The organism is Pseudobutyrivibrio sp. AR14 (genome assembly GCF_900101325.1).
Lineage (GTDB): Bacteria > Bacillota > Clostridia > Lachnospirales > Lachnospiraceae > Pseudobutyrivibrio.
The window spans coordinates 105,530-128,235 of record NZ_FMUY01000003.1 but is presented as its reverse complement, the minus strand read 5'-3'; the positions used below and the strand labels follow the sequence as shown (position 1 = coordinate 128,235).

Here is a 22,706-nt window from a genome sequence, read left to right as displayed (position 1 = left end):
CCTATACCCAAAGTCTCATCCATAGGTTGTGATGGGCTCTGGTAAAATTCTTTTCTCTGTAAAATTTAATTCTAAATAGCTTAGGCCTTGTGCTGATATTTACAAAATCACTGAGCACCTTTAGCTTGTCCTCTGGAATATTTTCAAGCTTAAGGACCTCTCTAGCAAAAGACCTGGCCTCATTAATAAATGCCTTCTTTTTTTCAATGAGCCCCTTAGTGTCTTCCATGTTGCGACGGATTTTGTCCATAGTTGTCTCAGTTTCAGCACCCATGGTATTGTATCCGGTCTGCCTGTAATAAACAAGTGGTTCATCAATATATTTAATCTCACCAAAAATAGCAGCCAGCTCCAAAAGCCATGCATCATGCATTGGCACATACTCCCAGTTAATAGATTTCTTGGAAATAGCAATATCCCTAAGACCCCTATTAATACACATAGCTGTGCCTGCCGCTGGGTTATCAATTAGAATCTGCGTATATGCGATATTTTTTGGAGAGCGACCTATATATCGTATAAACGAATCTGACATGGTAGATAATTTATCATCCACCACATACATATCAGTGAAAACTGCAGCGGGAACAGTATCATTCCCAGAGACAGTCTCCATCATGGCATCCATCATCTTTTGCATTTTGTCAGGAAGCCATACGTCGTCCTGGTCGCACAAGAAATAATAGTCAGCTTCACTTTTATTTAATAAATAAATGAAATTGGCCTTTGCGCTACCTAGGCGATTACCATATATAATCTCTATCCTATCTGGATATTTCTCATAGTACTCGTTAATAATTGCAGTGGTATCATCAGTTGATTCATCATCGTGAACCACCAGTCTAAAGTCCTGAAAACTCTGAGCAAAGATACTATCCAACTGCTCTCTCAAGTACTGACTACCATTATATGTAGCCAATAAGACAACAATATTTTTCATAAACATTCTCCAAAATTATCGGTTAAAACCGTACCCCGTTTTTGTTACCTTTTTAAATTTCAAATTGGCAATAAAAATATCTAAGTTAGCAATGGTGCATGTGAGCTTGCCAAACAAGTTGCTTTTTCTAAACTGTGCCTTGTAAGTAATCATCTCATGGAGTCTAAAAATATCCTCCTGCTTGAAATAGTCACACTCTGAAAGCAACTCCAAAAAATCATACACTGAATCGTCAGTAGCGGTAGTATCTGCTGAAATATTGTCCCCAGTAAATCTGTGATTATATACTGGGCTGCCTCCGCAGAAACTATGAGTCTTGCCAGCTGCCATCATAAGTAGCCATAAGTAATAATCATCAGCCCCATTTACTCTGACAAAATGCTCTTTCCAAAACTGAGGAACTGCATCCTTTTTTATAAGACACTGGCCAGGGGAAATAATCTGAATCCCCACATTGAGATATGTCTGCAAATCCCAAATAAGCTTCACATGGTCAGCGGTGCGATACCAAACTAAATTGCTGCCATCCGCCTGACCTAAATTCGCATTTCCGATAATTATATCAGCAGGATTCTTAAGGGCCACCTCCATCAGTCTCAGCAAACCGTCCTCAGCTAGCAAATCATCCTGGTCCAAAAACATCACATACTCGCCAGTAGCCTCAGTAAGTCCACTGACTCTACTGTAGTGAATCCCCCTATTCTCACTATTAGTTAAAACCCTAAAATACTGACCTCCATTAGCAGGCGCCTTAAGAGTCTTCCATGGACTATCATTTACAAGAATCACTTCCAGCTCATGGCCAGCCTGTGCTAGCATCTCTCTATTTTTCTCCATGCAGTCCACATAGTCCTGCATGTATCTATCCCCCTCATAAAAAGGAGTAACCACAGAAATTTTCATAATATTTCTCACCTAATATAATGATAGTGTACTAACAAACAATTGCTCATAGCTAGTCACTATACTACATGCTCTTAGAATATTTTTTGCCAAAGAACTTAGCCTGTAAAAATCCCATTATTTTCTTTGGCCAATTAATAGGCTCCATATCTATCACGTTGCATTCTACAGCAGAAAGACCCTCCCCCTGTTTTTTAAGAATCCAAACATTGAAAAGAATCTCGCTAACTCGGCCAAATAATCTAGCAGAAAATGCGTCAAGTCCATCCACATCGATTTCTTTTTCAAGCTCTCCTAAAATATCAAAAAGCCAAGTGCAATACTCATCCAAATATTCCTTAGGAAAAATTGCCATATTAAACATATATCCCCATGAGCGCTCATAAACTCTAGCTAATGCTGACATATACTCTGGGTATTTTTCGCCCACAATTTTCTTGGCCAAATCAAGATGACTGCCATCTAAAGTATGTGCATAATGAGAGTACAAACTCTCAATATAATAGCGACGCTTCTTAGGAACCACGATATCCGCCCTAGTCAAAAGAGCTGTGGCCTCATCCTCTGTAAGCACTGACTGAAAAGCTCCGTGGCTCTTAATATAGTTGCGGGATTTCATAGAAAAATATCTGCGATAGTGAACCAGTCCAATTGCATCTGCTTCCACATTTTTCCATCCATAATAAAGACCTGTCAGCTCACAATAATATGGATTCTTCTTGGAAATATTGTCCCCGTCATCATCTCGTAAAATTGCCCCTGTCTCCTTGTGTGCCTTTGGCAAATGGGCTCCTGGGCAATCCTTTACTCTGATTCCTTTTTTTCCATCAGCTCCCATCTGAAGTGGAATGTAAATCCCCTCCTCTGGCACCTGAAAAGGCTTGTGTAACGCAATTAATAATTTTATATCCAATATTAACTCCTATTAAAACTATAGGGCACCTAACAGGTGCCCTACAAATACAACCTCTACTTACGAATCCTCTTCGTCCTCTTCATCTGTAATCGCCGCTGCCGCTCCAGACACCGCTGAAACAACTGCAATCACAGCAACTATAACAACCAAAAGAATAAGTGCAAAAAAGAAAATTAAAAACCCCTGATCTGTCATCCTTAACCTCCTCTTTAAAAAACCTATGTTGATTATACAGCTAACCAAACCATAAATCAAATTTAGGCCTTTCTCATCAGCTCTGAAAGGTAATTTTCTATCTAACCTACCAAAATCTACGTCCAAAGCTAGGTAATTTTATGTTAAATGGAAAAATAAAATATTATTTATTGAAATACAAATGAAGTTAAAGATTTCTTAGTAAAAGAAAAGGAGAAAAACATGGCTTTAATCAATACTAAAGATCCATATATTTTTATTTTAGCAGAAGAAATTCGAAAGAATGCTAGAGCTGAAATTGCTTCATTACAATATTCTAGAAACAGGTTATTAAACAGTGATAATCCAAAAGACATAATGACAATAAATGCCTATAAGTTTCGAATCGCTGCTCTTAAACAATATGAAAAAGATGCTAAAACAATTGTAAAAGAAAAAAAAAGAATTGAAAAGACAACCGATGATCCAAAAGAACGACAAGAATTGTTGGAAGATTACGCGGAAAACGTAAACCTTGAAACCATAAGAAAACTAAAATTCGCTAGCAAGATAATTCCTAGCGAACAAAAAACAAAATTGTATGAAGATTATTTTAATTCTCCCACAAATAATACTGGGACTAATGCATCTAATAAGCATGTAACATTTGATTCTAATAATACTTATCATGAAACGTACCCAACTGTTAACAGTTTCGATGATAATTCAGATATAAGCGCAGATGACAATGAAAGTTTTGTTGATTCAGTTATAGACAACCAAGTTGATGATGATAACTTGCTAGATTCTGTTGATGACATCCAAGTTGATGGTGAAAACTTGTTTGATTCTGTTGAAAACTTCCGAGATGATGATAACATAAGCTTGTATAATTATGGTGTAAATAACCAAGATGAAGGTGATAACTTACATGATTCTGTTGATGATATCCAAGTTGATGGTGAAAACTTGGTAGAATACAACCTAGGTGAAAGCTCATTTGAAGACTACCCATATGATAATGAAAGCTTCGTTGAAGACTACACAGATGATAATGAAAGCTTAATTGAAAACTACACAGATGATAATGAAAGCTTATTTAACGACGTACTAGATACTGTTCAAGATTACTACGATAGAACATCGATAACTCCCACTAAAGACGATCCTGAATGGGATAAACTAAGGGATGAGAAAGATAAGCAAAACTCAAAAATCGAACCACATATTAATGATTTAACCAGTCGTTACCACAATCTAATAAAAAAAGAAGAACAACATAAAAAAAAGAATAATTTCATCACAGCTATAAAGAAGAAAACGGCATCAATAAAATTCAACACGTATTATAAATATCTTATCCACCGTTATCGTGTAGATAAAAAATACCTAAATAGTCAAATTAATGCCGCATATTCCGTTATAGGTCATGATTATTATCAACCTAAAGAGAATTCTAAATCGAATAGCTTACTATCTGGTGCAAAACAAAAGGTAGTCGTAAATCCTAATAATACGGGAGCTAATCAGGGTATTACAATACCAGAAAGAACCACCTCGCGTAATCAGGGAATGACGCCAAGAATAAATCGCCATTGATGCGCAAGGCTATTCCATTAGCTCCAGCCATTCTCAGTGCTCAAGCATCTCGAGTAAATAAAGCGTATCATGATTATAAAAATTCTATCTAAAAAAACAACAAAGCCACCCGCTTGGGGTGGCTTTAGCTATCTTATCTGATTTGCTTAGCTCTATTAAAAAGTCCAGGGAAATGATGCTTGGTATATCCCATAAGTCTGGCTCTTGTAAGAGCTGTGCCAAACATGCCCTCAGCAAGTGGCTTATATAAAAACTTAATGATTTTAGAATCATTAGGCAAATATTTGCGAAGCTCCCTGTATGCCTCTGTGCCCTGCTGCTTTTTGCACCAGGCGAGAATGTCATCGCATTTTGCTCCTGCCTCTAGCTGGCGAACCATAGCTGACTGAAAGCTTCTAAAATATTCCTTAGATAAAATTCCAAGAACCTCAAAATCGCAGCTCTTCCATTTTTGCTGCTGGTCGTAAATTCTCTTTACTCTAATCTTTTGTAATTCAAAATAGTCATCGATAGCGCCACCAGTAAGACGTGGCTGGCCCTGATTTCTATAATGATAAAGTACATCATTTATGACTGTAAGACTATTAACATAATCAAGGAAATCACAGTTAAAAAGAATATCCTCTACATGCTTAATGTCCTGGAATCTGACACCATTTTCCTTAACCACGCTGGTCTTGTAGCACTTGTTCCATGGATATCCAAGCATGGTAATCTCTTCCATCTGCATAACCATCTTGTGAATAAGTGCTGGGTCGTTGGTGGTGACTGTGTCATCATCATAGTCCATATTTTCAAGGGAAATCCCCTTCATGTACTCAACTCTTCCCTCAGAATTGCGATAGTCCTCAGTAAAGCTGTACACCAACAAATCCACAGGATTTCTCTGAAGCATGGCTGCACAAACTCTAAGCAAATTTCGTTCATATAAATCATCTGGATCCAAGAACAAAATGTAGTCGCCTGTGGCCTTTTCAATACCTGTGTTGCGGGCTGCCGAAACTCCCATATTGTGGTCATGTCGATAGTAGTAAAATCTATCATCACGCTCTAGGAAGCTCCTAGCCACATCTCCAGATTTGTCTGGAGAGCAGTCATCGACAATAATAACTTCAAAGTTGTCATAAGTCTGCATCATCAAGCATCCTAAGGCATCACCAATATAATCGCCCACTCCGTAGGTAGGCATTATCACGGAAAACTTAATATTGTCGCTCATAATCCCATGATACCAAAAAACGCCCAAGCTGTTAATACCCATGATTTTAATTATTGTCCCACAGTATTAATTAGCAGATGCCAGCTCTTTTTTATAGAATGTGGTACCACCATTTTCAATCACATAATTTTTGTAGGTCTGTTCCTTTTCCTTATCACCCATCTTTTGGGCTACTCTATATGCATAGTAAGAAGCACGCACTCTCGCTAGATTTGTCACCTCCGCTGCAGTTGCAACCTTCTCAAGCATTTTTAAAAGAGCCTCATACTCCTCCATATCCCACTTGCTTGCAAGCTCATAGATTACCGCGCCACTGCGATATATTTGAAGTATATCTGGAGTAATTCTCTCCTCCTTATTTATCCTTTTCATCTCTGTCATCTCACGTCCCATGGCGCGAAAATCCTCAAGCTTTAAATATACTTCCATCTTGAGAATCGCTCCGTATATACGTGACAAATGAGGCTCGGCATACTCAGCCATTTTATCTATATATTTTTGAGCCAAATCAGTATAGCCACCCATGATTAGAGTTTTAATCATGGTGTAAAAATTCCTAGCTCTTTCCCTTTTGTTCCGGAATTTGAGAATAGATATTCTCTGAACTCCAAGCATTTTTTCAACATTGCAATCCTGGAGTAAAATGGTGCTAATATATTTTCTTCTTTTTTGCAAAAAGAAAATATATCCTATAATTACAACTGCCACCAAAACAGGCAGAATAATATCACCCTTAGGTATCACAAATTCAGGTTTTATTAAAGAAAAAATCGAAACCGCAAGAACTAGCAATTCCGCCAGCTCCCATATTCTAAGAGTTTTAATATATCGTCTAGTATCTTCCTCTTCAGCTTTATCAGCACCTACCTTATCCAATTCAGCCAACAATTCATCCAGCGCTTTGTCTTTTATTTTTGACATGCTCAATCCCCTTTTCTCCTAACTATCTCTGACAATCTTAATTATTTAATATGATAAATTATAATCACCGTCAATGCAAAACCTTGTCCCGAATAGTAATGGCAGCCGCCAAATTGTAGTAGCAACTGCCAAATGTTTTTTTCATTCTCCTATGCTGGGAAGTCGATTGTAGGCATAGAATCTACTATTTCCTGGAGGGGCGACCAGCTCATTGGATCAAAATCATCCTCGGAATTCTTATCATTTGAAGAGTCATTCTTGCCCTCAGATTTACCAGAAGAGCCCGCTTTCTCTGATGCCTCCTCCGATGTGGCAGGCAGGGCCTCATATCCATCAGAATTCTTAAATTCCTTAGCCACCTCATCAAGGGCAGCTATAATGTATTCCTTGTATGGGTCCTTGTCCGAAATTGCAGACAAGGATTCCATAATAATGTCATTTACCTCTTCTTTTGAGTCTGCATTTTTAAGTCTGCTCTCCAAAGCTTCTGCCATTCGTCTTATGCGAAGATACTGCAAATACAATTCAGGGTTATGCTGCTTCAGATAGTTTTCCTCTTTGGTGGTAAGCTTTTTTCCGCTCTTAAGTTTTGCCATGATTTTCCTCATCATTTTTTCGTCATTCTGAGATTTATCATTGCTAGACTCGCGGACTTGTTCTCTAATTTTAGAAGCTATTTCTTCTCCCAATCTAACCTTATCTTTTTTGCTATCATTCGGTACTTCAAAATTGAAATTTTCAATTTTAATACTTGCACCTAAAAGCACTTTATCCATTAATCCCACGCCCTTTCATTAATATTTTCTTAAATAAAAATATAGGAGTCTTCAATTGTTGCTTACCATCTCAAACAGGCTATACCCAATAAAAAAAGGTATCAACAGAAATCAATCCATTGATACCCGTAAATCCTTTTACTAAGTTATAATCCTACAAATGTTATATCGGTAAAAGAACTATATTTTTAATATTAAATTTAGTGGCACCCACAACTTCCGCCACAATGACCACAGTCACCACCGCAAGCTGGGTGTTCACCACGCTTGTGAGCCTTAACCATTGAACGCACAATCGCGCCAACGACCAACGCTAAAATTAATACTACTATAACTGTACCCATATTAATTACCTCAAATCGTCAGCCAAGCTGACGTGTACTGCTAATAATCACTGATAGATAACAAGCTATTTTATTCTCAAGCAAGACATGTAGTCTAGCGGAAAACATAAATGCTTGTTATTGTGACCAGTATTACTTGTTATATTTGTCCTTGCGGAACAATCCATAAAGGAGTACACAGATAGCTGCGATTCCAAAGATTGTTCCGATTGTGAATCCTTCGCCTGTGAATACCTTACCCACCTGATATACGATAAGTCCAATTACCCATGCGAAACCACACTGATATCCGATAGCTCTCCAGAACCATCTTGTATTGTTCATCTCTCGCTTGATTGCACCCATAGCTGCGAAGCAAGGAGCGCAAAGAAGGTTGAATGCAAGGAATGCAAAACCTGAAGCATCTGTAAATGCTGCACGCATTGTCTCGTAAACATCTCCAGAAGCACCGTAGATAATAGCAAGAGTACCAACGATGTTTTCCTTAGCAACAAGACCTGTGATTGAAGCAACTGTTGCTTCCCAATCGCCAAAGCCAAGTGGAAGGAAAATCCATGCAAGGCATCTGCCAAGTCCTGCAAGAATTGAGTGATCAATCTGATCTTCCTCAAGCATTGTGAATGCGCCATCAACAACACCGAAGAATGTACAGAACCAAACTACGATTGTTGAAAGTAAGATGATTGTACCAGCTTTTTTGATAAATGACCAGCCACGCTCCCACATGCTGCGGAGAACATTGCCAAGTGTTGGCCAGTGGTAAGCTGGAAGCTCCATAACAAATGGTGCTGGGTCGCCAGCAAACATCTTTGTCTTCTTAAGCATGATTCCTGAAGTGATAATTGCAAATATTCCAAGGAAGTATGCTGATGGAGCAACCCATGAAGCGCCACCAAAGATAGCACCAGCTACCATTGCGATAAATGGAAGCTTAGCTCCACATGGAATAAATGTTGTTGTCATGATTGTCATCTTACGGTCTCTATCGTTTTCGATAGTACGTGATGCCATGATACCAGGGACACCACAACCTGTACCGATAAGCATTGGAATGAATGACTTACCTGAAAGACCAAACTTTCTGAAAATACGGTCCATGATGAATGCAACTCTTGCCATATAACCGCATGCCTCAAGGAATGCAAGGAAGATGAAAAGTACAAGCATCTGTGGAACGAATCCAAGAACTGCACCAACACCAGCTACAATACCGTCAAGGATAAGTCCCTTAACCACATCATTACATCCTATAGCATCAAGACCAGCCTCTACAAATACAGGAACACCTGGAACCCATACACCATAATTTGCTGGATCTGGCTCCTCATTTGACTCAACATATGCCTTTGCTGCTGCATAATCATCAAGGCTAGCTGTCTCGTAATCAACAGCTGCTGTCTCCTCATCCTCTACTGGATACTCAAAATCACCAGTAGGCTCTGAGCCATTTTCCTCTACATATAAATCATATCCATCTACAATGAGCTGATTTGCTGTAAACTCATCAGCCGCATCAGCGTAATCGCTAGAACCGATAGCAAATAAATGCCATCCATCGCCAAACACACCATCATTTGCCCAGTCAGTAGCCCATGTACCAACTGTTGTAACTGAAATGTAGTATACAAGCCACATTACTACTGCAAATATTGGAAGTGCAAGCCATCTGTTTGTAACTACCTTATCAATCTTGTCTGAAATAGTAAGACCCTTTGCAGCCTTCTTAACACAGTCATTGATAATTGTGCCGATGTAATTGTATCTCTCACCTGTGATGATTGACTCTGCATCATCATCAAGCTCCTTCTCGCAAGAAGCAATATCCTTTTCGATATGGTCAATTACATCTGAAGAAAGACCAAGCTTCTCCTGAATCTTTTCGTCTCTCTCAAATAACTTAATTGAATACCATCTCTGAACATTCTCGTCCTCGATGCCATGTAAGCAAAGCTCCTCAATATGAGCAAATGCATGCTCAACAGAACCATTAAATCTATGTTTTGGAGACTGTGGCTTAGCTTCCTTGGCAGCCTTAACTGCTGCATCAACGATTTCCTTAAGACCTCTGTTCTTAAGAGCAGAAATCTCGATTACAGGAACGCCAATCTCCTCTGAAAGCTTCTTTGTATTAATTTTATCGCCATTCTTCTCAACCACATCCATCATGTTGATAGCGATAACTACTGGAATACCAAGCTCAACAATCTGAGTTGTAAGATAGAGATTTCGCTCAAGGTTTGTACCATCAATAACATTGATGATTGCCTCAGGCTTCTCATCGATAAGATAATTTCTAGATACAACTTCCTCTAAAGTGTATGGAGAAAGAGAATAGATACCTGGAAGGTCAACGATTTTAACTTCCTTATCTCCCTTATATTTTCCCTCTTTGTACTCTACAGTAACACCTGGCCAGTTACCCACAAACTGGTTTGATCCAGTAAGGGCATTAAATAATGTTGTTTTACCACAGTTTGGATTACCTGCTAACGCAATTCTTATTCCCACTTTTCTTTCCTCCTACTCTACTTCAATCATCTCAGCATCAGCCTTACGTACTGAGAGCTCGTAACCTCTAACTGTTACCTCAACAGGATCTCCAAGTGGTGCGACCTTGCGAACAAAAATTTCTACGCCCTTTGTGATTCCCATGTCCATAATTCTGCGCTTTACCGCGCCTTCACCGCAAACTTTTACAACTTTTGCGGTGTCACCGGTCTTAACATCCTTCAGTGTCATAATTTTTTCTCCTTTTTAAACCATTATCTTCTGAGCAAGCTGCTTATCTACAGCCACTCTAGATTCCTTTACATTGACAATGAGATTGCCTCCAATCTCACTTACCACAGTGACATAGCTGCCCGGAACAAATCCAAGCTCCTGTAAATGGCGCTTAACCACTTCGCTACCACCGATTCTCTTAATCAATTGTTCTTCACCAGCTGGTGCTACAACTAATGGCATCATTATCTAACCTCGATTTCATTTATATAATTCGTGTTAGCTCCTTCTAACGCAAATATAATATACCACCTTCTAACTATAGTTGCAAGCAACTAACTAAAGTTTCACACTTTTAGTTTTTTGTGGGATAAACTAACTCCATAAGTTCAATTGCGGTCCTGTAAAAACAAAAAACCAGCACTGCATTCAGCAGTACTGGTTTTATTAAATCTATTCAATATTTTTCAATGCCTCTGTCATAGGAATCTTCTTAATTCGACGTACATCAAGAAGAACTACAATCAAGTAAGCCACAACAACCATCCCAACCATTTTTATATAATCAATCACTTCAGCATAGAAGGTAAACCAACCGTTAAGGTTATACATTACATTCTTCCATATTTCATCTAAAACCAAGCCGCTAATTTTAGTTGAAATAATAGCAAAGATTACTACCATTATTGTGGTTAGTCTAATAAAGACGCTGTTTATCTCAGAATTGTTGTATCCCAAAACCTTTAGCATTGATATAGACACCATGTTCTTTTCAATAATTATCTTTGTCAAAAGCAATATCAAAAGAACTGAAAGAGCCATACATCCATATCCAAAATAATTCATATAGGCTCCAAGAGAATGGTCAAGCTGCTTTGCCATTTTTAGAATATCATCAATAGTAACTATAGAAAGAATATAATCATCATCTATGTCATCTATCTCTTTGTCAGAGAAGAATCCGGTAAAATGATTATCTTCATAATCAAATACTCTATTAAAATTGTCGTTTGGCATGAAAATGGCAATCATTCCCGGCTGATTGTAAATTCCCTTTATAGAAAAATCATAGGTATCACTTGTATATCTTTCCTTTAGGGTAATGTTATCTCCCTCTTTCAGACCAAACTTTTCAGCATAAGATTCTGATATCCATACTTCATGATCTGACCCATCGTAAGGAAGATTAATATACTTACTATTTTTATTGAATCCATAGGCGGTAACTTCTTCATCCACATGGACACCATCTACTGTAAGCAAGCCTCTAGAACTATATTTTTCTGCCCCCTTAGTATTTGTTGTTATTTCATTGCCCTCTTTATCAATAGTATTCTTTAAAATATATTGATAATCGGTAATCATATATTCAGGGGCATTGTCTTGATAATGCTTTAATGTAGCTGGGAGGCCTACTGCAAAATTAAGCAAAATCATAACAAGACAAATTCCAAGGAACAGTGTAAAGTATCCTGTCACATTTTGCATAAGAACTCTCAATCTAAAGCGATTTAAGAAGCTCCATTTTGGAAGTCTAATTGCTTTCTTTCTCTTTGACTTACTCAAATCTCTCCTCAAAAAATTAAGAGGAGAAAAGCGAAGCTTAGAAGAAATTACAAATATGTTAATTACAATTACAAGCAATACCGGATATACGGTAGTTTTTATGAATGCATCTGTATTCCAAAGGGTCTCATAAGTTGGCAAACTATATGAATTGTAATACATGTTCACTACTACATTCTTAAAACAGGTATAGCCCAAAATGTTTCCAATAATAGCTGCTAAAAGTGTCACATATATTGGCACAGCAACATAATGGCGCAAAAGCTCTCCTTTTCTATAGCCAGATGCTCTAAGTGTACCTATAACAGATGCTTCATTTATAATTGTGTTACTTATAGCGATTGCAAAAATAAATGCTATAACACCTATCAGAATAATAAGAAGCACCTCGCCCATTACCTTGTCTTGTCCTATATCATCCATCGCAAAGTGGGTGGCCTGATTCAAATACTCCGGCAAATATCCAGTGACTTCGTTTAGATTATCAAAATCTGGATTATCTACATCTCCTCCAGTTACAGCAAGCTTGTATAACTCTTCCACAAAATCATCGGATTTTTCTTTTGCTTCTTCAGTATCTGCTGGCTTGTCATTATACTTGTATGCGTACTGATAGACTGTTGGGCCCTTAATACTGTCAAAGCCCGCCTTAGTAACCAAAGCTACATCAAATGTAAGGGCGTTAAACATGATTTCGCTATTATCTTCATATAAGGTGCTATAATCACCAAGGGCAACAAAACCAGAGACTTTCATTTCTGTTCCGTCTACCTTAATAGTATCTCCTACTTTAACTCCCACATTGTCTGCATGCATTCTATCGATAGCAATTTCATTTTCAGTAGTAGGAAGCTCTCCCTCCATAAGACAGACCTTATTAACTTCATCTCGAATGACGAATACCCTTACATCGGATTTTTCCGCCTTCTTTTTTCCTGGAACAGTCTCCCTTACCTGTTTATAAAACTGGGTATAGACTTTAACGCCTTTCTTTTCAATGGAAGAAATAAGTTTATCTGATGCTTCTTTTTCTAATTCAAAATGTCCATCTTCCACATTGTATTTTTCATAGGAACCCTTGCCGGCTGTCTCCATACTATCATTGGCAACAAACATTCCTGAAATAAATCCAATTGTAATTGTCATTATTGCAAACAGGGCAAAATATTTTTTCCAGTCAGCGCACAGTTCCCTTGGGATTCTTTTTCTAAGTGGTGATCTCATATCCTAGTCTCCTAATTACCAATCTAAATCTGCTGCTGATACTTTATTCTCGTTTATAATGCTCTTGCGGACTACACCATCTCTAAGCTTAATGGTATGGTCTGCCATGTGAGAAATTGCCTCGTTATGGGTAACCATAATTATCGTATTTCCGTATCGCTGATTTACATTTTCAATGAGTCCCAAGATTTCCTTTGAAGTGTTATAGTCAAGAGCACCTGTAGGCTCATCGCAAAGTAAAATATTTGGATTTTTAACAATTGCCCTGCCTATCGATGTTCTCTGCTGCTGTCCTCCGGAAAGCTGATTTGGCAACTTATAGCGATGCTCATACAAGCCTAACGTATTTAATAAATCGTCAATCTCAAGCGGATTATCTGAAAGATAGGCTCCCACTTCGATATTTTCCTTTACATTTAAATTAGGAATCAGATTATATAGCTGAAATACATAACCCAGATGCTTTCTTCGATAATTTGTAAGAGCCTTTTCATTCATGTCTTTTAGCTTTTCACCATCAATAGAAATATAGCCCGAATCAGCACTATCTATTCCACCAATTATATTGAGAAGGGTACTTTTGCCTGAACCCGATGGTCCAAGCAAAACGCAAAACTCTCCTTTCGCTACCGAAAAATCTGTGCCCCTAAGTACCTCCTGGCGGCTATCGCCAGTTCCATATGCCTTATATATGTCCTTTACTTCCAAGAATTTCTCTGACATATCATTCCCTCCTAGCATTAATCTTTTGTCATCCTATGCCATCTTCCATGTATCTGATTCCATCTGCATATTTATCATATGAGAATAGATTCCCTGAACACCATGGAGTTCTGCTGGAGCGCCCTGCTCGGCAACGACACCATCTTTAAGAACAACAATTTTGTCAGCTCCATCAACTGTACGCATTCGATGGGCAATGATAAGAACTGTTTTATCCTTAATCAAATCAGATATAGCTTCCTGAATAAGTGACTCGTTGTCTACATCAAGGGAAGCTGTTGCCTCATCCATCAGGATAATAGGGGCATCCTTAAGGAATGCTCTTGCAATAGAAATTCTCTGACGCTCACCACCTGATAACTCTGAGCCATTTTCACCAATTTTTGTATGATATCCTTCTGGTAATTTCTCTACGAATTCGTCGCATCTAGCAAGCTTAGCTGCTGCCATTACCTCCTCATCAGTAGCATCCTTCTTACCGATTCGGATGTTTTCCATAATGGTGTTATTGAAAAGTGTAACGTCCTGGAACACTATAGAATACATTGATAAAAGTGTCTCTGGCTCCACCTTGCTGACGTCCATTCCACCTACTGTTACAAGACCTGAATCAATATCCCAAAATCTTGCAGCAAGTCTTGAAACTGTAGTCTTACCACCGCCTGATGGTCCAATAAGGGCTGTAACCTCACCCTGCTTTGCAGTGAAGCTTACACCATTTAAAACTGACTCACCATCCTCATATGAGAACTTAACATCCTTAAACTCGATGTCATATCCGTCATTTGTAAGAACCTCCGCACCTGTCTGCTCTGGATGAGAAAGAATAACATCCATACGCTCACACTGAGTATCTGTAGCAATCATTGCGGATAGATTCTGAAGGGAAATCTGAAGTGGCTCATACATTCTTGAAACCACAAGCAAATACATAAAAAACGTAATTACGTTAATGTCTCCCTTAACTAAAAGTGCAGAACCTGTTACAGCCACTGTTCCAATACCTAATTTCAGAATCAACTGAGCATTTCCAACAAAGGCTGCATTTAAAAATTCCGCAGCAATAGTGTGACTTTCAACTGCCTTAATCTTCTTTTTAAGTCCCACCATATATTCTTCCTGTGCATTGTAGGCCTTCAAATCACGAACTGTCTCAAGGGCTTCCTGGATGCCATCTAGACATGCCATTCTATATTTATTACCCTTGCGATTCATTCTATGCATAAAAGGTCTAGAGAAGAATACTATTAAAAAAGCAACTGGCAATACCCACATAGCCGCAATTGCCATTCTCCAATCAAAGAAGAAAAGAGAGACAACAATAATTGCCGTAGAAATCATTGCACCTATAAGCTCTGGAAGCCAGTGAGATGAAGCTGTTTCCAGCACCGCGCAGTCCGCCATAATTGTATTTGTCAAATCCGCCAAATCCTTCTTCCCAAAGAATGAAAGAGGTATTTTTCTTAGTTTTTCTGCAAGAGAACGACGGCGAACGCCACTTTCCACATAGGTCGAATAGAATGTAGCGTTATATTGAATGTACTGTGTCAGGGCAATAAGCGCCAAACAGACAAGGGATGCAATAATATAAAATGAAGTTTTGTCCCTTAAATTATTGCCTTCTAATAAATCCGATGAAAATGTAAATAACACTCCAACAGGAAACATCATTGAGAAATTTGATAATGTACAAGCTGCAATGGCTTTAATAATATCCTTAGCACCTTTTTCAGAAAGGGCATATTTATGCTGTAACTTTTCTACTATACTCATGCTCCTTTACCTACCTTCCAATTAACTGACTTGTTGTACTCTGTCCACATATGGTTATAAACACCATCTGCCTTTACAAGGTCCTGATGCTTGCCTGATTCTATTATTTTTCCACCAGAAAGGACACAAATCTTGTCTGCATCCACAACTGTAGACAGGCGGTGTGCAATCATAATAACTGTCTTATCCTTAGAAAGATTTGCAAATGCCTGCTGCACCTTTGCCTCATTATCTGGGTCTGCAAATGCTGTTGCTTCATCAAGAATAAGGATTGGCGCATTCTTAAGAAAAGCTCTTGCAATAGAGATACGCTGGGCTTCACCGCCAGAGACATATACACCTTCAGTTCCAATAACTGTATTTACACCCTCTGGGAATTTTTCAATTATATCCATACACTGAGCATCTTTTAATGCCTGCATAACCTGTTCTGTTGTAGCATTAGGATTTCCAAGTTTTACATTGTCGAGAATCGACATCTTAAGAAGCTTGCTATCCTGGAATACATAGGAAACATTTTTCATAAGATCTTTGCTTGCAATATTCTTTACATCGACTCCACCGATTTTGATGCTTCCTGAATTAACATCCCAGAATCTAGCAACAAGAGAAGCCAGTGTTGTCTTGCCACCACCTGATGGTCCTACAAGCGCCACATGCTCTCCTGGATTAATTGTTAGATTAATTGAATCCACCGCATTCTTTTTAGAATCCGAATATGCGAATTTAACATTTTCAAGTGTAATGCCTGAATCAGCTGGCTGCTTTGGATTCATAGACTCAGAAAGAGGCTTTACATTAAGAATAGAATCCATTCTATATAGGGCATCCATAACAATCATCTGACTCTCGCTAGCATAGGCAACCTTCATCAAAGTTACAGTTAGAATTGGTGTGATGATGATATAGAAGAGAATGTTAAATAAGAATTCTGTCTGAACTCCTGACTTCGTAAATACGAATCCGCAAATTACCAAGGCTGCAAATATTGCATTACAAAGAGTCACAAATCCAACCATTGGAAGTTGCATATTTACTGTATAGTTAATTACCCATTCCTCATATTTATCTATTGATTCTTTAAAACGCTTAAATGAAAATACCGACTGACCAAAGGTCTTTACTACAGGTACACCTCTTACATACTCAACTGCCTCAGATGTCATTTCATCGAGAGCGTTTTGGTACTCCTTCATTGCCACCTGCATTTCCTTTCCCATCATTTTTCCCATGCAAAGGAATGCCAATAATGCTGGAATCATACAGATAAGACCAATTCTCCAATCAAAATAAAGCAAGAATCCTATAATTCCAATTGGTGTCACATAACTTACAACCTTGTCCGGAAGACTGTGAGCGATAAAAGTTTCTGTAGCAGCTGTAGAATCAGAAACGATCTTTCTTATTTTTCCACTTCCCTCTGACTCGATGTAGCCCATAGGAAGCTTCATAATATGCTCCATCATGGCTGTTCGCATATTTACCTGCACTCTAAAAGCTGCTAAATGGGAGCACATAAGTCCCGCCATATAAATAAGCAATGACAAAGCAGCCATTCCTACAGCATGCCAGCCATATGTAGTAATGTGTGTTGCCTGGCTAAAATTAGGGCGCACCTCTATTACTTCCTTTATGATGCACCAAATATAATAAAATGGTGCAAGGGCTAAAAGTGCACTTATTCCTGCAAGTATCCATGATACAATCATAAGATACTTATGATTTCTAGCGTATCCAAACAATCTTGGCATTACGCTTTTCTTTTTTACTTCAGCATCCATTTAATATTTCCTCCCTGCGAAAATAATTTTACTTATCACTGTTACCTATCTTAAATTATCACTACGCGGTATACGTGTCAAACTAAAATTAGCCACGACTAACCAATTGATAAATTTACGCAAAAAACAGCACCGTCATTATCTGACGATGCTGTCATATATCCATTTTATTATTTACCAATCATTGTACCTGTCTGACCGCCAACTGCATTGCCAGCGTCAGAAAGCTTTGTAATAAGTACCTTGCGGATTGCTGAATCACCGATGTACTCGATAGCTGCCTGAATCTTTGGAGCCATATCTGTAGCGCCAAACTCTCCTGCCTCAAGCATCTTCTTAGCCTCTGAAACAGAAATATAATCAAGAGGCTCTTCATTGTCCTTGCCAAAGTTTTTGCAAACCTTTGAAACAGAAGTAAGTATTACAAGCATGTCTGCATCAAGCTCTGATGCAAGAAGTCCAGCTGCTGTATCCTTTTCAACTACTGCAGAAGCACCCTTAAGCTTGTTATCCTGTGAGAGAACTGGGATACCGCCACCACCTGCTGCGATGACAACCTGGTCTGCATCACAGAGTGCCTTGATAGCATCAATCTCAACAATCTCCATTGGCTTTGGAGCAGCTACTATACGGCGATAGCCTCCCTCTACCTTAACTGTGTGATTGCCCTTTGCCTCCTCGGCGTCAGCCTCCTCAGCTGTCATAACACGACCAATTATTTTTGTAGGCTTGTAGAAGGCCTCATCATAAGGATCAACTGTCACCTGAGTAAGAACTGTAGAAACTGGCTTGTAAATGCCTCTACCAACTAGCTCTGAGCGAATAGCCTGCTGCAAATCATATCCGATGTAACCCTGGCTCATTGCAGAACAAACTGACATAGGAGTAGGTGTGTAGTCTGGATGATTCTGATAGAACTCTGAAAGAGCTGTGTGAATCATGCCAACCTGTGGTCCATTACTGTGAGTGATAACCACCTGATAATCCTGCTTAATAAATTCTGCCACTGCAACAGCTGTACGCTTTGTAGCGTTCCACTGCTCTAAAACTGTAGTGCCAAGTGCATCATGTCCAAGTGCAATAACTATTCTCTTCTTGCTCATGTTTTTCCTCCCTATGCTGCCTTATGTAATGCCCTCGCTCTCACCGATTCCGCTGGTGCTTAGGGCTCTTGTGCATTACTTATCCGACCATATTTTTATATAGATAGTTTACCATATTTGCCCCTCTAGAAAAATGTAATTACCAAATAAAAACGGCAAATATTTATTCTAGTATCTTCTAGAGCCTCTTCTATTTCCTGAGATTGCAAGCATAATAAGTGTGGCAAGTGCCACTCCAGCAAAATCAATCCACATATCTCTGATTTCACCTGAGCGTCCCACAACAAAAAGCTGAATTGTCTCATCTATAAATGCTACAAATAGCCCCACTAAAACAGGGACCGAAAGTCGCTTGATGAATCCTCGCAAATATGAAATAAACTCACCGCAAAGCAAAAATCCAAGAATAAAATACTCCATGAAATGGGCTGATTTCCTAAGGATAAACATCCCAGCCTCATTATCAAATATAGCAGGTAAATATTTAATTAAAAAATCCAGGAAAAATCCACTCTCCTGCTCCGACACCACTGCCGGCTGTAAGCTATGACCCCAAATCAGACAAAGCCAAAGCACAATAATAATTCTAATAACAATTTTCTTCTTATTCATAAGTGGTATTGTACCATACAAAAAAGAGTGAAGCCAACTGGCTTCACTCAATAATATTTATTATTTAAATCCATGCACCAATTTCTGAATCCTCAGTAGCCTGATGCTTTATCTCATATCCTCTGCCTTGTGGGTAAGAGTAACCTGAACTGTCTCTTCTTTGTAGTTGTTAGATGCCTTTGCAACTGTTACATCTACAGTAGTGCCTGCAGGTATGTATTTCATTATGTTATCCAAAGTGCTGAAAGATGTAACTGTACGTCCATTGAATGATGTAATTACATCCTTCTCCTCTATGCCTGCTGCCTCGGCGCCGGAATCTTTAGCAACCTTCATTACATATATTCCAAGAGGAACATCATACTTTTCAGCATCCTCGGCTGTAACATCATATCCTGCTATTCCAAGATAAGATGCATCAAGGGCTGATACCTCATCGTTGTCTATCATCTGCTTAATGATATCCCAAGCAAATGAAATAGGTATAGCATAACCCATGCCCTCTGTACGAGTATCCACAAGCTTTACTGAAACGATACCAATTACCTCACCCTTGGCATTAAGAAGTGCACCGCCTGAATTGCCAGGGTTAACTGCTGCATCTGTCTGAATCAGCTTGTTGTTAACTACATTGCCGGCATCATCCTCAACAGATACCTCTCTATCCTTAGCCGAAACAATACCAGTAGTAACTGATGTGCCATATCCCATAGCATTACCAACTACTATAGCAAACTCTCCAACATCTACCTTGTCTGAATCACCTAATGTGGCAATCTTGATAGTTGAAAGTGTCTTTTCAGGAATCTTCTTAACTGGAACTGAAACAACTGCTAAATCACAAGAAGAGTCTGTACCCTTAATAGTACCCTCAACTGCCTCGCCATCGCTGAATGTAATAGTAAGAGTCTCAGCTCCTGAAACTACATGATTGTTAGTAGCGATGTAGATGTTCTTGTCATCCTGTGAAATGATTATTCCTGAACCAGCCTGATTGACCTCCTGCTGATAAGTACCAAAGAATGTCTGGTACTCAACTAGGCCCACATTTGTAACCTGAACAATTGCTGGCAATACATTGCCTGTTATATCAGAAACATCAGTAGCAATATCTATATTGCTGACAGTTGTAGCTCCTTCTGTTGTATCCGTACTTGTAACAGGTCCAGATTCATCATCTGAAGTCTCTGTCTGCTCTATCTCCACATCTCTGCCAAACATCTTATGAGAAACGGTAATAACAGACTCAAATGTAATGCCTGCAATCAAACCAAATACGAGCGCTATTAACGCAGTCTGTCCAATCTTGTTGAAAAATGTCTTTTGTTTTTTAGGCTTCTTAGGCTGTCTTCCATCATCGTAAGGAGTCCACTGATAGAATGATTCGCCTTGGCCCTGGTTGTTATACATGTCACTCATAAACTCGCCTCCATTTCGCATGTACTAAGCGTAGTGTAAGACCTTAATGTGACGTTTAGGTGATAACTTATTCAACAGTAACTGATTTTGCTAAGTTTCTTGGGTGATCAACATCATAACCCTTACCAACTGATACATAGTAACCAAACAACTGCAATGGAATAATTGCAAGTGAGTTAGTAAAGTATCTGTTAGTCTGAGGGATATACATTACATAGTCGGCTACCTTTTCAATATCCTCATTACCAACTGTAGTAACTGCAAGGATAAATGCTCCACGTGTCTTGCACTCAACAATATTAGATACTGTCTTTGGATATACACTGTCCTGAGTAGCTACTGCTGCAACCAAAGTACCCTCTTCAATAAGAGAAATAGTACCGTGCTTAAGCTCACCAGCTGCATAAGCCTCTGAGTGAATATATGAAATCTCCTTGAGCTTAAGTGAACCCTCCATTGAAATAGCGTAGTCAATACCACGACCAATGAAGAATACATCCTTAGCTGCAACGAATCTATTTGCAAACTTCTGAATGCGCTCTTTGTTACCAAGAAGCATCTCAATCTGCTCTGGAAGCATCTTAAGATCCTTGATAAGCTCCTTCATTTCATCCTCGCCAAGAAGACCTCTAACCTCTGCAAACTTCATTGCAAGCAAGTAGAATGCAATAAGCTGAGCAGAGTAAGCCTTTGTTGTGGCAACTGAAATCTCAGGACCTGCCCATGTGTACATAACCTTTTCTGCCTCACGAGCGATAGATGAACCAACAACATTAACAATTGCAAGTGTCATGTTGCCCATAGCGCGAGCCATACGAACTGCTTCCTTTGTATCTGCTGTCTCACCAGACTGGCTGACTGCAATAACAAGCTCATTCTCCTGAAGAATTGGATTGCGATATCTGAACTCAGATGCAATATCTACCTCTACAGGAATGCGAGCCATCTCCTCGAAAACATATTTTGCAGTAACGCCTGTATGATAAGCACTACCGCAGGCAACGATACGAATACGAGAGATAGACTTTATCTCCTCATCGCTCATGCCAAGCTCCTCGATATCAACCTTGTCATTTTTGATACGAGGATTGAGAGTATCACGAACAGTCTTTGGCTCCTCGTGAATCTCTTTAATCATAAAGTGGTCGTAGCCACCCTTTTCTGCTGCATCAACATCCCAATCGATTGTCTTAGATTCCTTTTCGATTGGCTGACCATCCACATCAAAGAACTCAATGGCATTCTCTGAAAGTCTAGCAATCTCCTCATTCTCGATGAAGTAAACTTCACGAGTATACTTAAGAACAGCTGGAACATCAGAAGCAATTAAGTTGCCGTCCTTACCAAGACCAACGATAAGTGGGCTATCCTTACGGACTGAATAAATCTGATCTGGAAAATCTGCAAAAATAATACCAAGTGCGTATGCTCCCTCAACACGGTGCATAACCTTTGTCACACATGTAAGTGGGTCATTGCCCTGCTTGTAATAGTAATCAAGAAGATGTGCAACTACCTCAGTATCTGTTTCTGACTTAAATGAGTAGCCACGCTTAATAAGCTTATCCTTAAGCTTGGCGTAGTTTTCAATAATACCATTGTGAACAACAGCGATAGTCTCATCTTCATTTAAATGTGGATGAGCATTAGTCTCGCTAGGCTCACCATGTGTAGCCCAACGTGTATGACCGATACCAATAGTACCCTTCATGCTGTCGCCATCATGAGTCTTTTCACTTAAAAGACGAAGACGTCCCTTAGCCTTTTCAAACTCAATTTTCTTGCCATCATAAACAGCCATACCAGCTGAATCATAACCTCTGTACTCAAGCTTGCTAAGTCCATCAAGCAAAATTGGAGCTGCCTGAGACTTACCAACATAACCTACTATTCCACACATTTATTTATCCTCTTAAAAAAAATTAGTCTTTATAATGAAATATTTTACTATAAAAATTGTTCATAATAAAACAAGAGTCTTGTGGGTACATC

Annotated in this window: 20 protein-coding genes; 1 reads left to right on the top strand and 19 read right to left on the bottom strand. The window is 38.9% G+C overall.

Annotated features, from left to right (window positions below):
- Position 1: 1 nt before the first annotated feature.
- The 4 genes from BLP50_RS03905 to BLP50_RS14280 form a co-directional block, all read right to left on the bottom strand.
- Entirely contained in the window at positions 2-940 is a 939-nt protein-coding gene (locus tag BLP50_RS03905; RefSeq protein WP_176753673.1) for a glycosyltransferase family 2 protein, read from the bottom strand.
- 15 nt (positions 941-955) lie between these two features.
- Positions 956-1,843 (bottom strand): glycosyltransferase family 2 protein, encoded by an 888-nt coding sequence (locus BLP50_RS03900; RefSeq protein ID WP_090151345.1) that lies wholly within the window; start codon positions 1,841-1,843, stop codon positions 956-958.
- A gap of 64 nt (positions 1,844-1,907) precedes the next feature.
- On the bottom strand, positions 1,908-2,756 hold the full coding sequence (locus BLP50_RS03895; protein WP_207645735.1) for a DUF4422 domain-containing protein: 849 nt from the start codon (positions 2,754-2,756) through the stop codon (positions 1,908-1,910).
- Positions 2,757-2,816: 60 nt separating this feature from the next.
- Entirely contained in the window at positions 2,817-2,954 is a 138-nt protein-coding gene (locus tag BLP50_RS14280; RefSeq protein WP_176753672.1) for a hypothetical protein, read from the bottom strand.
- A 222-nt stretch (positions 2,955-3,176) separates the two neighbouring features.
- Between BLP50_RS14280 and BLP50_RS03890 the strand changes: the two genes are divergently transcribed.
- Entirely contained in the window at positions 3,177-4,532 is a 1,356-nt protein-coding gene (locus BLP50_RS03890; protein WP_090151338.1) for a hypothetical protein, read from the top strand.
- A gap of 133 nt (positions 4,533-4,665) precedes the next feature.
- Here the strand turns inward: BLP50_RS03890 and BLP50_RS03885 are convergent, their stop codons facing one another.
- The 15 genes from BLP50_RS03885 to glmS form a co-directional block, all read right to left on the bottom strand.
- Positions 4,666-5,751, bottom strand: a complete 1,086-nt coding sequence (locus BLP50_RS03885) for a glycosyltransferase family 2 protein (RefSeq protein WP_176753671.1) — start codon at positions 5,749-5,751, stop codon at positions 4,666-4,668.
- Positions 5,752-5,817: 66 nt separating this feature from the next.
- Positions 5,818-6,672 carry a hypothetical protein gene (locus tag BLP50_RS03880; RefSeq protein ID WP_090151332.1) on the bottom strand — a complete coding sequence of 285 codons (855 nt, stop codon included), beginning with the start codon at positions 6,670-6,672 and terminating at the stop codon, positions 5,818-5,820.
- Positions 6,673-6,821: 149 nt separating this feature from the next.
- A complete protein-coding gene (locus tag BLP50_RS03875; protein ID WP_090151329.1) occupies positions 6,822-7,448 on the bottom strand; it encodes a hypothetical protein in 627 nt (208 codons plus the stop codon).
- A gap of 200 nt (positions 7,449-7,648) precedes the next feature.
- Positions 7,649-7,792: a FeoB-associated Cys-rich membrane protein gene (locus BLP50_RS03870; RefSeq protein ID WP_090151326.1), complete on the bottom strand. Its 144-nt coding sequence runs from the start codon at positions 7,790-7,792 to the stop codon at positions 7,649-7,651.
- Between the two features lie 132 nt (positions 7,793-7,924).
- A complete protein-coding gene (feoB, locus tag BLP50_RS03865; protein ID WP_090151323.1) occupies positions 7,925-10,300 on the bottom strand; it encodes a ferrous iron transporter B in 2,376 nt (791 codons plus the stop codon).
- A gap of 12 nt (positions 10,301-10,312) precedes the next feature.
- Positions 10,313-10,534, bottom strand: coding sequence for a FeoA family protein (locus tag BLP50_RS03860; RefSeq protein WP_090151320.1), 222 nt, complete (start codon positions 10,532-10,534; stop codon positions 10,313-10,315).
- A gap of 12 nt (positions 10,535-10,546) precedes the next feature.
- Complete coding sequence (locus BLP50_RS03855; RefSeq protein WP_334292332.1) at positions 10,547-10,756, bottom strand: FeoA family protein; 210 nt, start codon at positions 10,754-10,756, stop codon at positions 10,547-10,549.
- A 210-nt stretch (positions 10,757-10,966) separates the two neighbouring features.
- Entirely contained in the window at positions 10,967-13,303 is a 2,337-nt protein-coding gene (locus BLP50_RS03850) for an ABC transporter permease (RefSeq protein ID WP_090151314.1), read from the bottom strand.
- 15 nt (positions 13,304-13,318) lie between these two features.
- Positions 13,319-14,026 (bottom strand): ABC transporter ATP-binding protein, encoded by a 708-nt coding sequence (locus BLP50_RS03845; protein ID WP_090151311.1) that lies wholly within the window; start codon positions 14,024-14,026, stop codon positions 13,319-13,321.
- Between the two features lie 33 nt (positions 14,027-14,059).
- The gene (locus tag BLP50_RS03840; RefSeq protein WP_090151636.1) at positions 14,060-15,793 is read right to left on the bottom strand and encodes an ABC transporter ATP-binding protein; all 1,734 of its coding nucleotides are present in this window, start codon (positions 15,791-15,793) and stop codon (positions 14,060-14,062) included.
- Positions 15,794-15,795: 2 nt separating this feature from the next.
- Entirely contained in the window at positions 15,796-17,580 is a 1,785-nt protein-coding gene (locus BLP50_RS03835) for an ABC transporter ATP-binding protein (protein ID WP_090151308.1), read from the bottom strand.
- 170 nt (positions 17,581-17,750) lie between these two features.
- Complete coding sequence (arcC, locus tag BLP50_RS03830; RefSeq protein WP_090151304.1) at positions 17,751-18,683, bottom strand: carbamate kinase; 933 nt, start codon at positions 18,681-18,683, stop codon at positions 17,751-17,753.
- Positions 18,684-18,851: 168 nt separating this feature from the next.
- Complete coding sequence (locus BLP50_RS03825) at positions 18,852-19,295, bottom strand: VanZ family protein (RefSeq protein WP_143001115.1); 444 nt, start codon at positions 19,293-19,295, stop codon at positions 18,852-18,854.
- A gap of 108 nt (positions 19,296-19,403) precedes the next feature.
- Entirely contained in the window at positions 19,404-20,714 is a 1,311-nt protein-coding gene (locus tag BLP50_RS03820; RefSeq protein WP_176753670.1) for a S1C family serine protease, read from the bottom strand.
- 67 nt (positions 20,715-20,781) lie between these two features.
- Complete coding sequence (gene glmS, locus BLP50_RS03815; RefSeq protein WP_090151294.1) at positions 20,782-22,614, bottom strand: glutamine--fructose-6-phosphate transaminase (isomerizing); 1,833 nt, start codon at positions 22,612-22,614, stop codon at positions 20,782-20,784.
- Positions 22,615-22,706: the final 92 nt, after the last annotated feature.

Excerpts from the sequence above, each read along its gene's own strand:
- BLP50_RS03905 (WP_176753673.1), bottom strand. The coding sequence starts at position 940 with ATGAAAAATATTGTTGTCTTATTGGCTACATATAATGGTAGTCAGTAC.
- BLP50_RS03900 (WP_090151345.1), bottom strand. The coding sequence starts at position 1,843 with ATGAAAATTTCTGTGGTTACTCCTTTTTATGAGGGGGATAGATACATG.
- BLP50_RS14280 (WP_176753672.1), bottom strand. The coding sequence starts at position 2,954 with ATGACAGATCAGGGGTTTTTAATTTTCTTTTTTGCACTTATTCTTTTG.
- BLP50_RS03890 (WP_090151338.1), top strand. The coding sequence starts at position 3,177 with ATGGCTTTAATCAATACTAAAGATCCATATATTTTTATTTTAGCAGAA.
- BLP50_RS03885 (WP_176753671.1), bottom strand. The coding sequence starts at position 5,751 with ATGAGCGACAATATTAAGTTTTCCGTGATAATGCCTACCTACGGAGTG.
- BLP50_RS03880 (WP_090151332.1), bottom strand. The coding sequence starts at position 6,672 with ATGTCAAAAATAAAAGACAAAGCGCTGGATGAATTGTTGGCTGAATTG.
- BLP50_RS03875 (WP_090151329.1), bottom strand. The coding sequence starts at position 7,448 with ATGGATAAAGTGCTTTTAGGTGCAAGTATTAAAATTGAAAATTTCAAT.
- BLP50_RS03870 (WP_090151326.1), bottom strand. The coding sequence starts at position 7,792 with ATGGGTACAGTTATAGTAGTATTAATTTTAGCGTTGGTCGTTGGCGCG.
- BLP50_RS03855 (WP_334292332.1), bottom strand. The coding sequence starts at position 10,756 with ATGCCATTAGTTGTAGCACCAGCTGGTGAAGAACAATTGATTAAGAGA.
- BLP50_RS03850 (WP_090151314.1), bottom strand. The coding sequence starts at position 13,303 with ATGAGATCACCACTTAGAAAAAGAATCCCAAGGGAACTGTGCGCTGAC.
- BLP50_RS03845 (WP_090151311.1), bottom strand. The coding sequence starts at position 14,026 with ATGTCAGAGAAATTCTTGGAAGTAAAGGACATATATAAGGCATATGGA.
- BLP50_RS03835 (WP_090151308.1), bottom strand. The coding sequence starts at position 17,580 with ATGGATGCTGAAGTAAAAAAGAAAAGCGTAATGCCAAGATTGTTTGGA.
- arcC (WP_090151304.1), bottom strand. The coding sequence starts at position 18,683 with ATGAGCAAGAAGAGAATAGTTATTGCACTTGGACATGATGCACTTGGC.
- BLP50_RS03825 (WP_143001115.1), bottom strand. The coding sequence starts at position 19,295 with ATGAATAAGAAGAAAATTGTTATTAGAATTATTATTGTGCTTTGGCTT.
- BLP50_RS03820 (WP_176753670.1), bottom strand. The coding sequence starts at position 20,714 with ATGAGTGACATGTATAACAACCAGGGCCAAGGCGAATCATTCTATCAG.
- glmS (WP_090151294.1), bottom strand. The coding sequence starts at position 22,614 with ATGTGTGGAATAGTAGGTTATGTTGGTAAGTCTCAGGCAGCTCCAATT.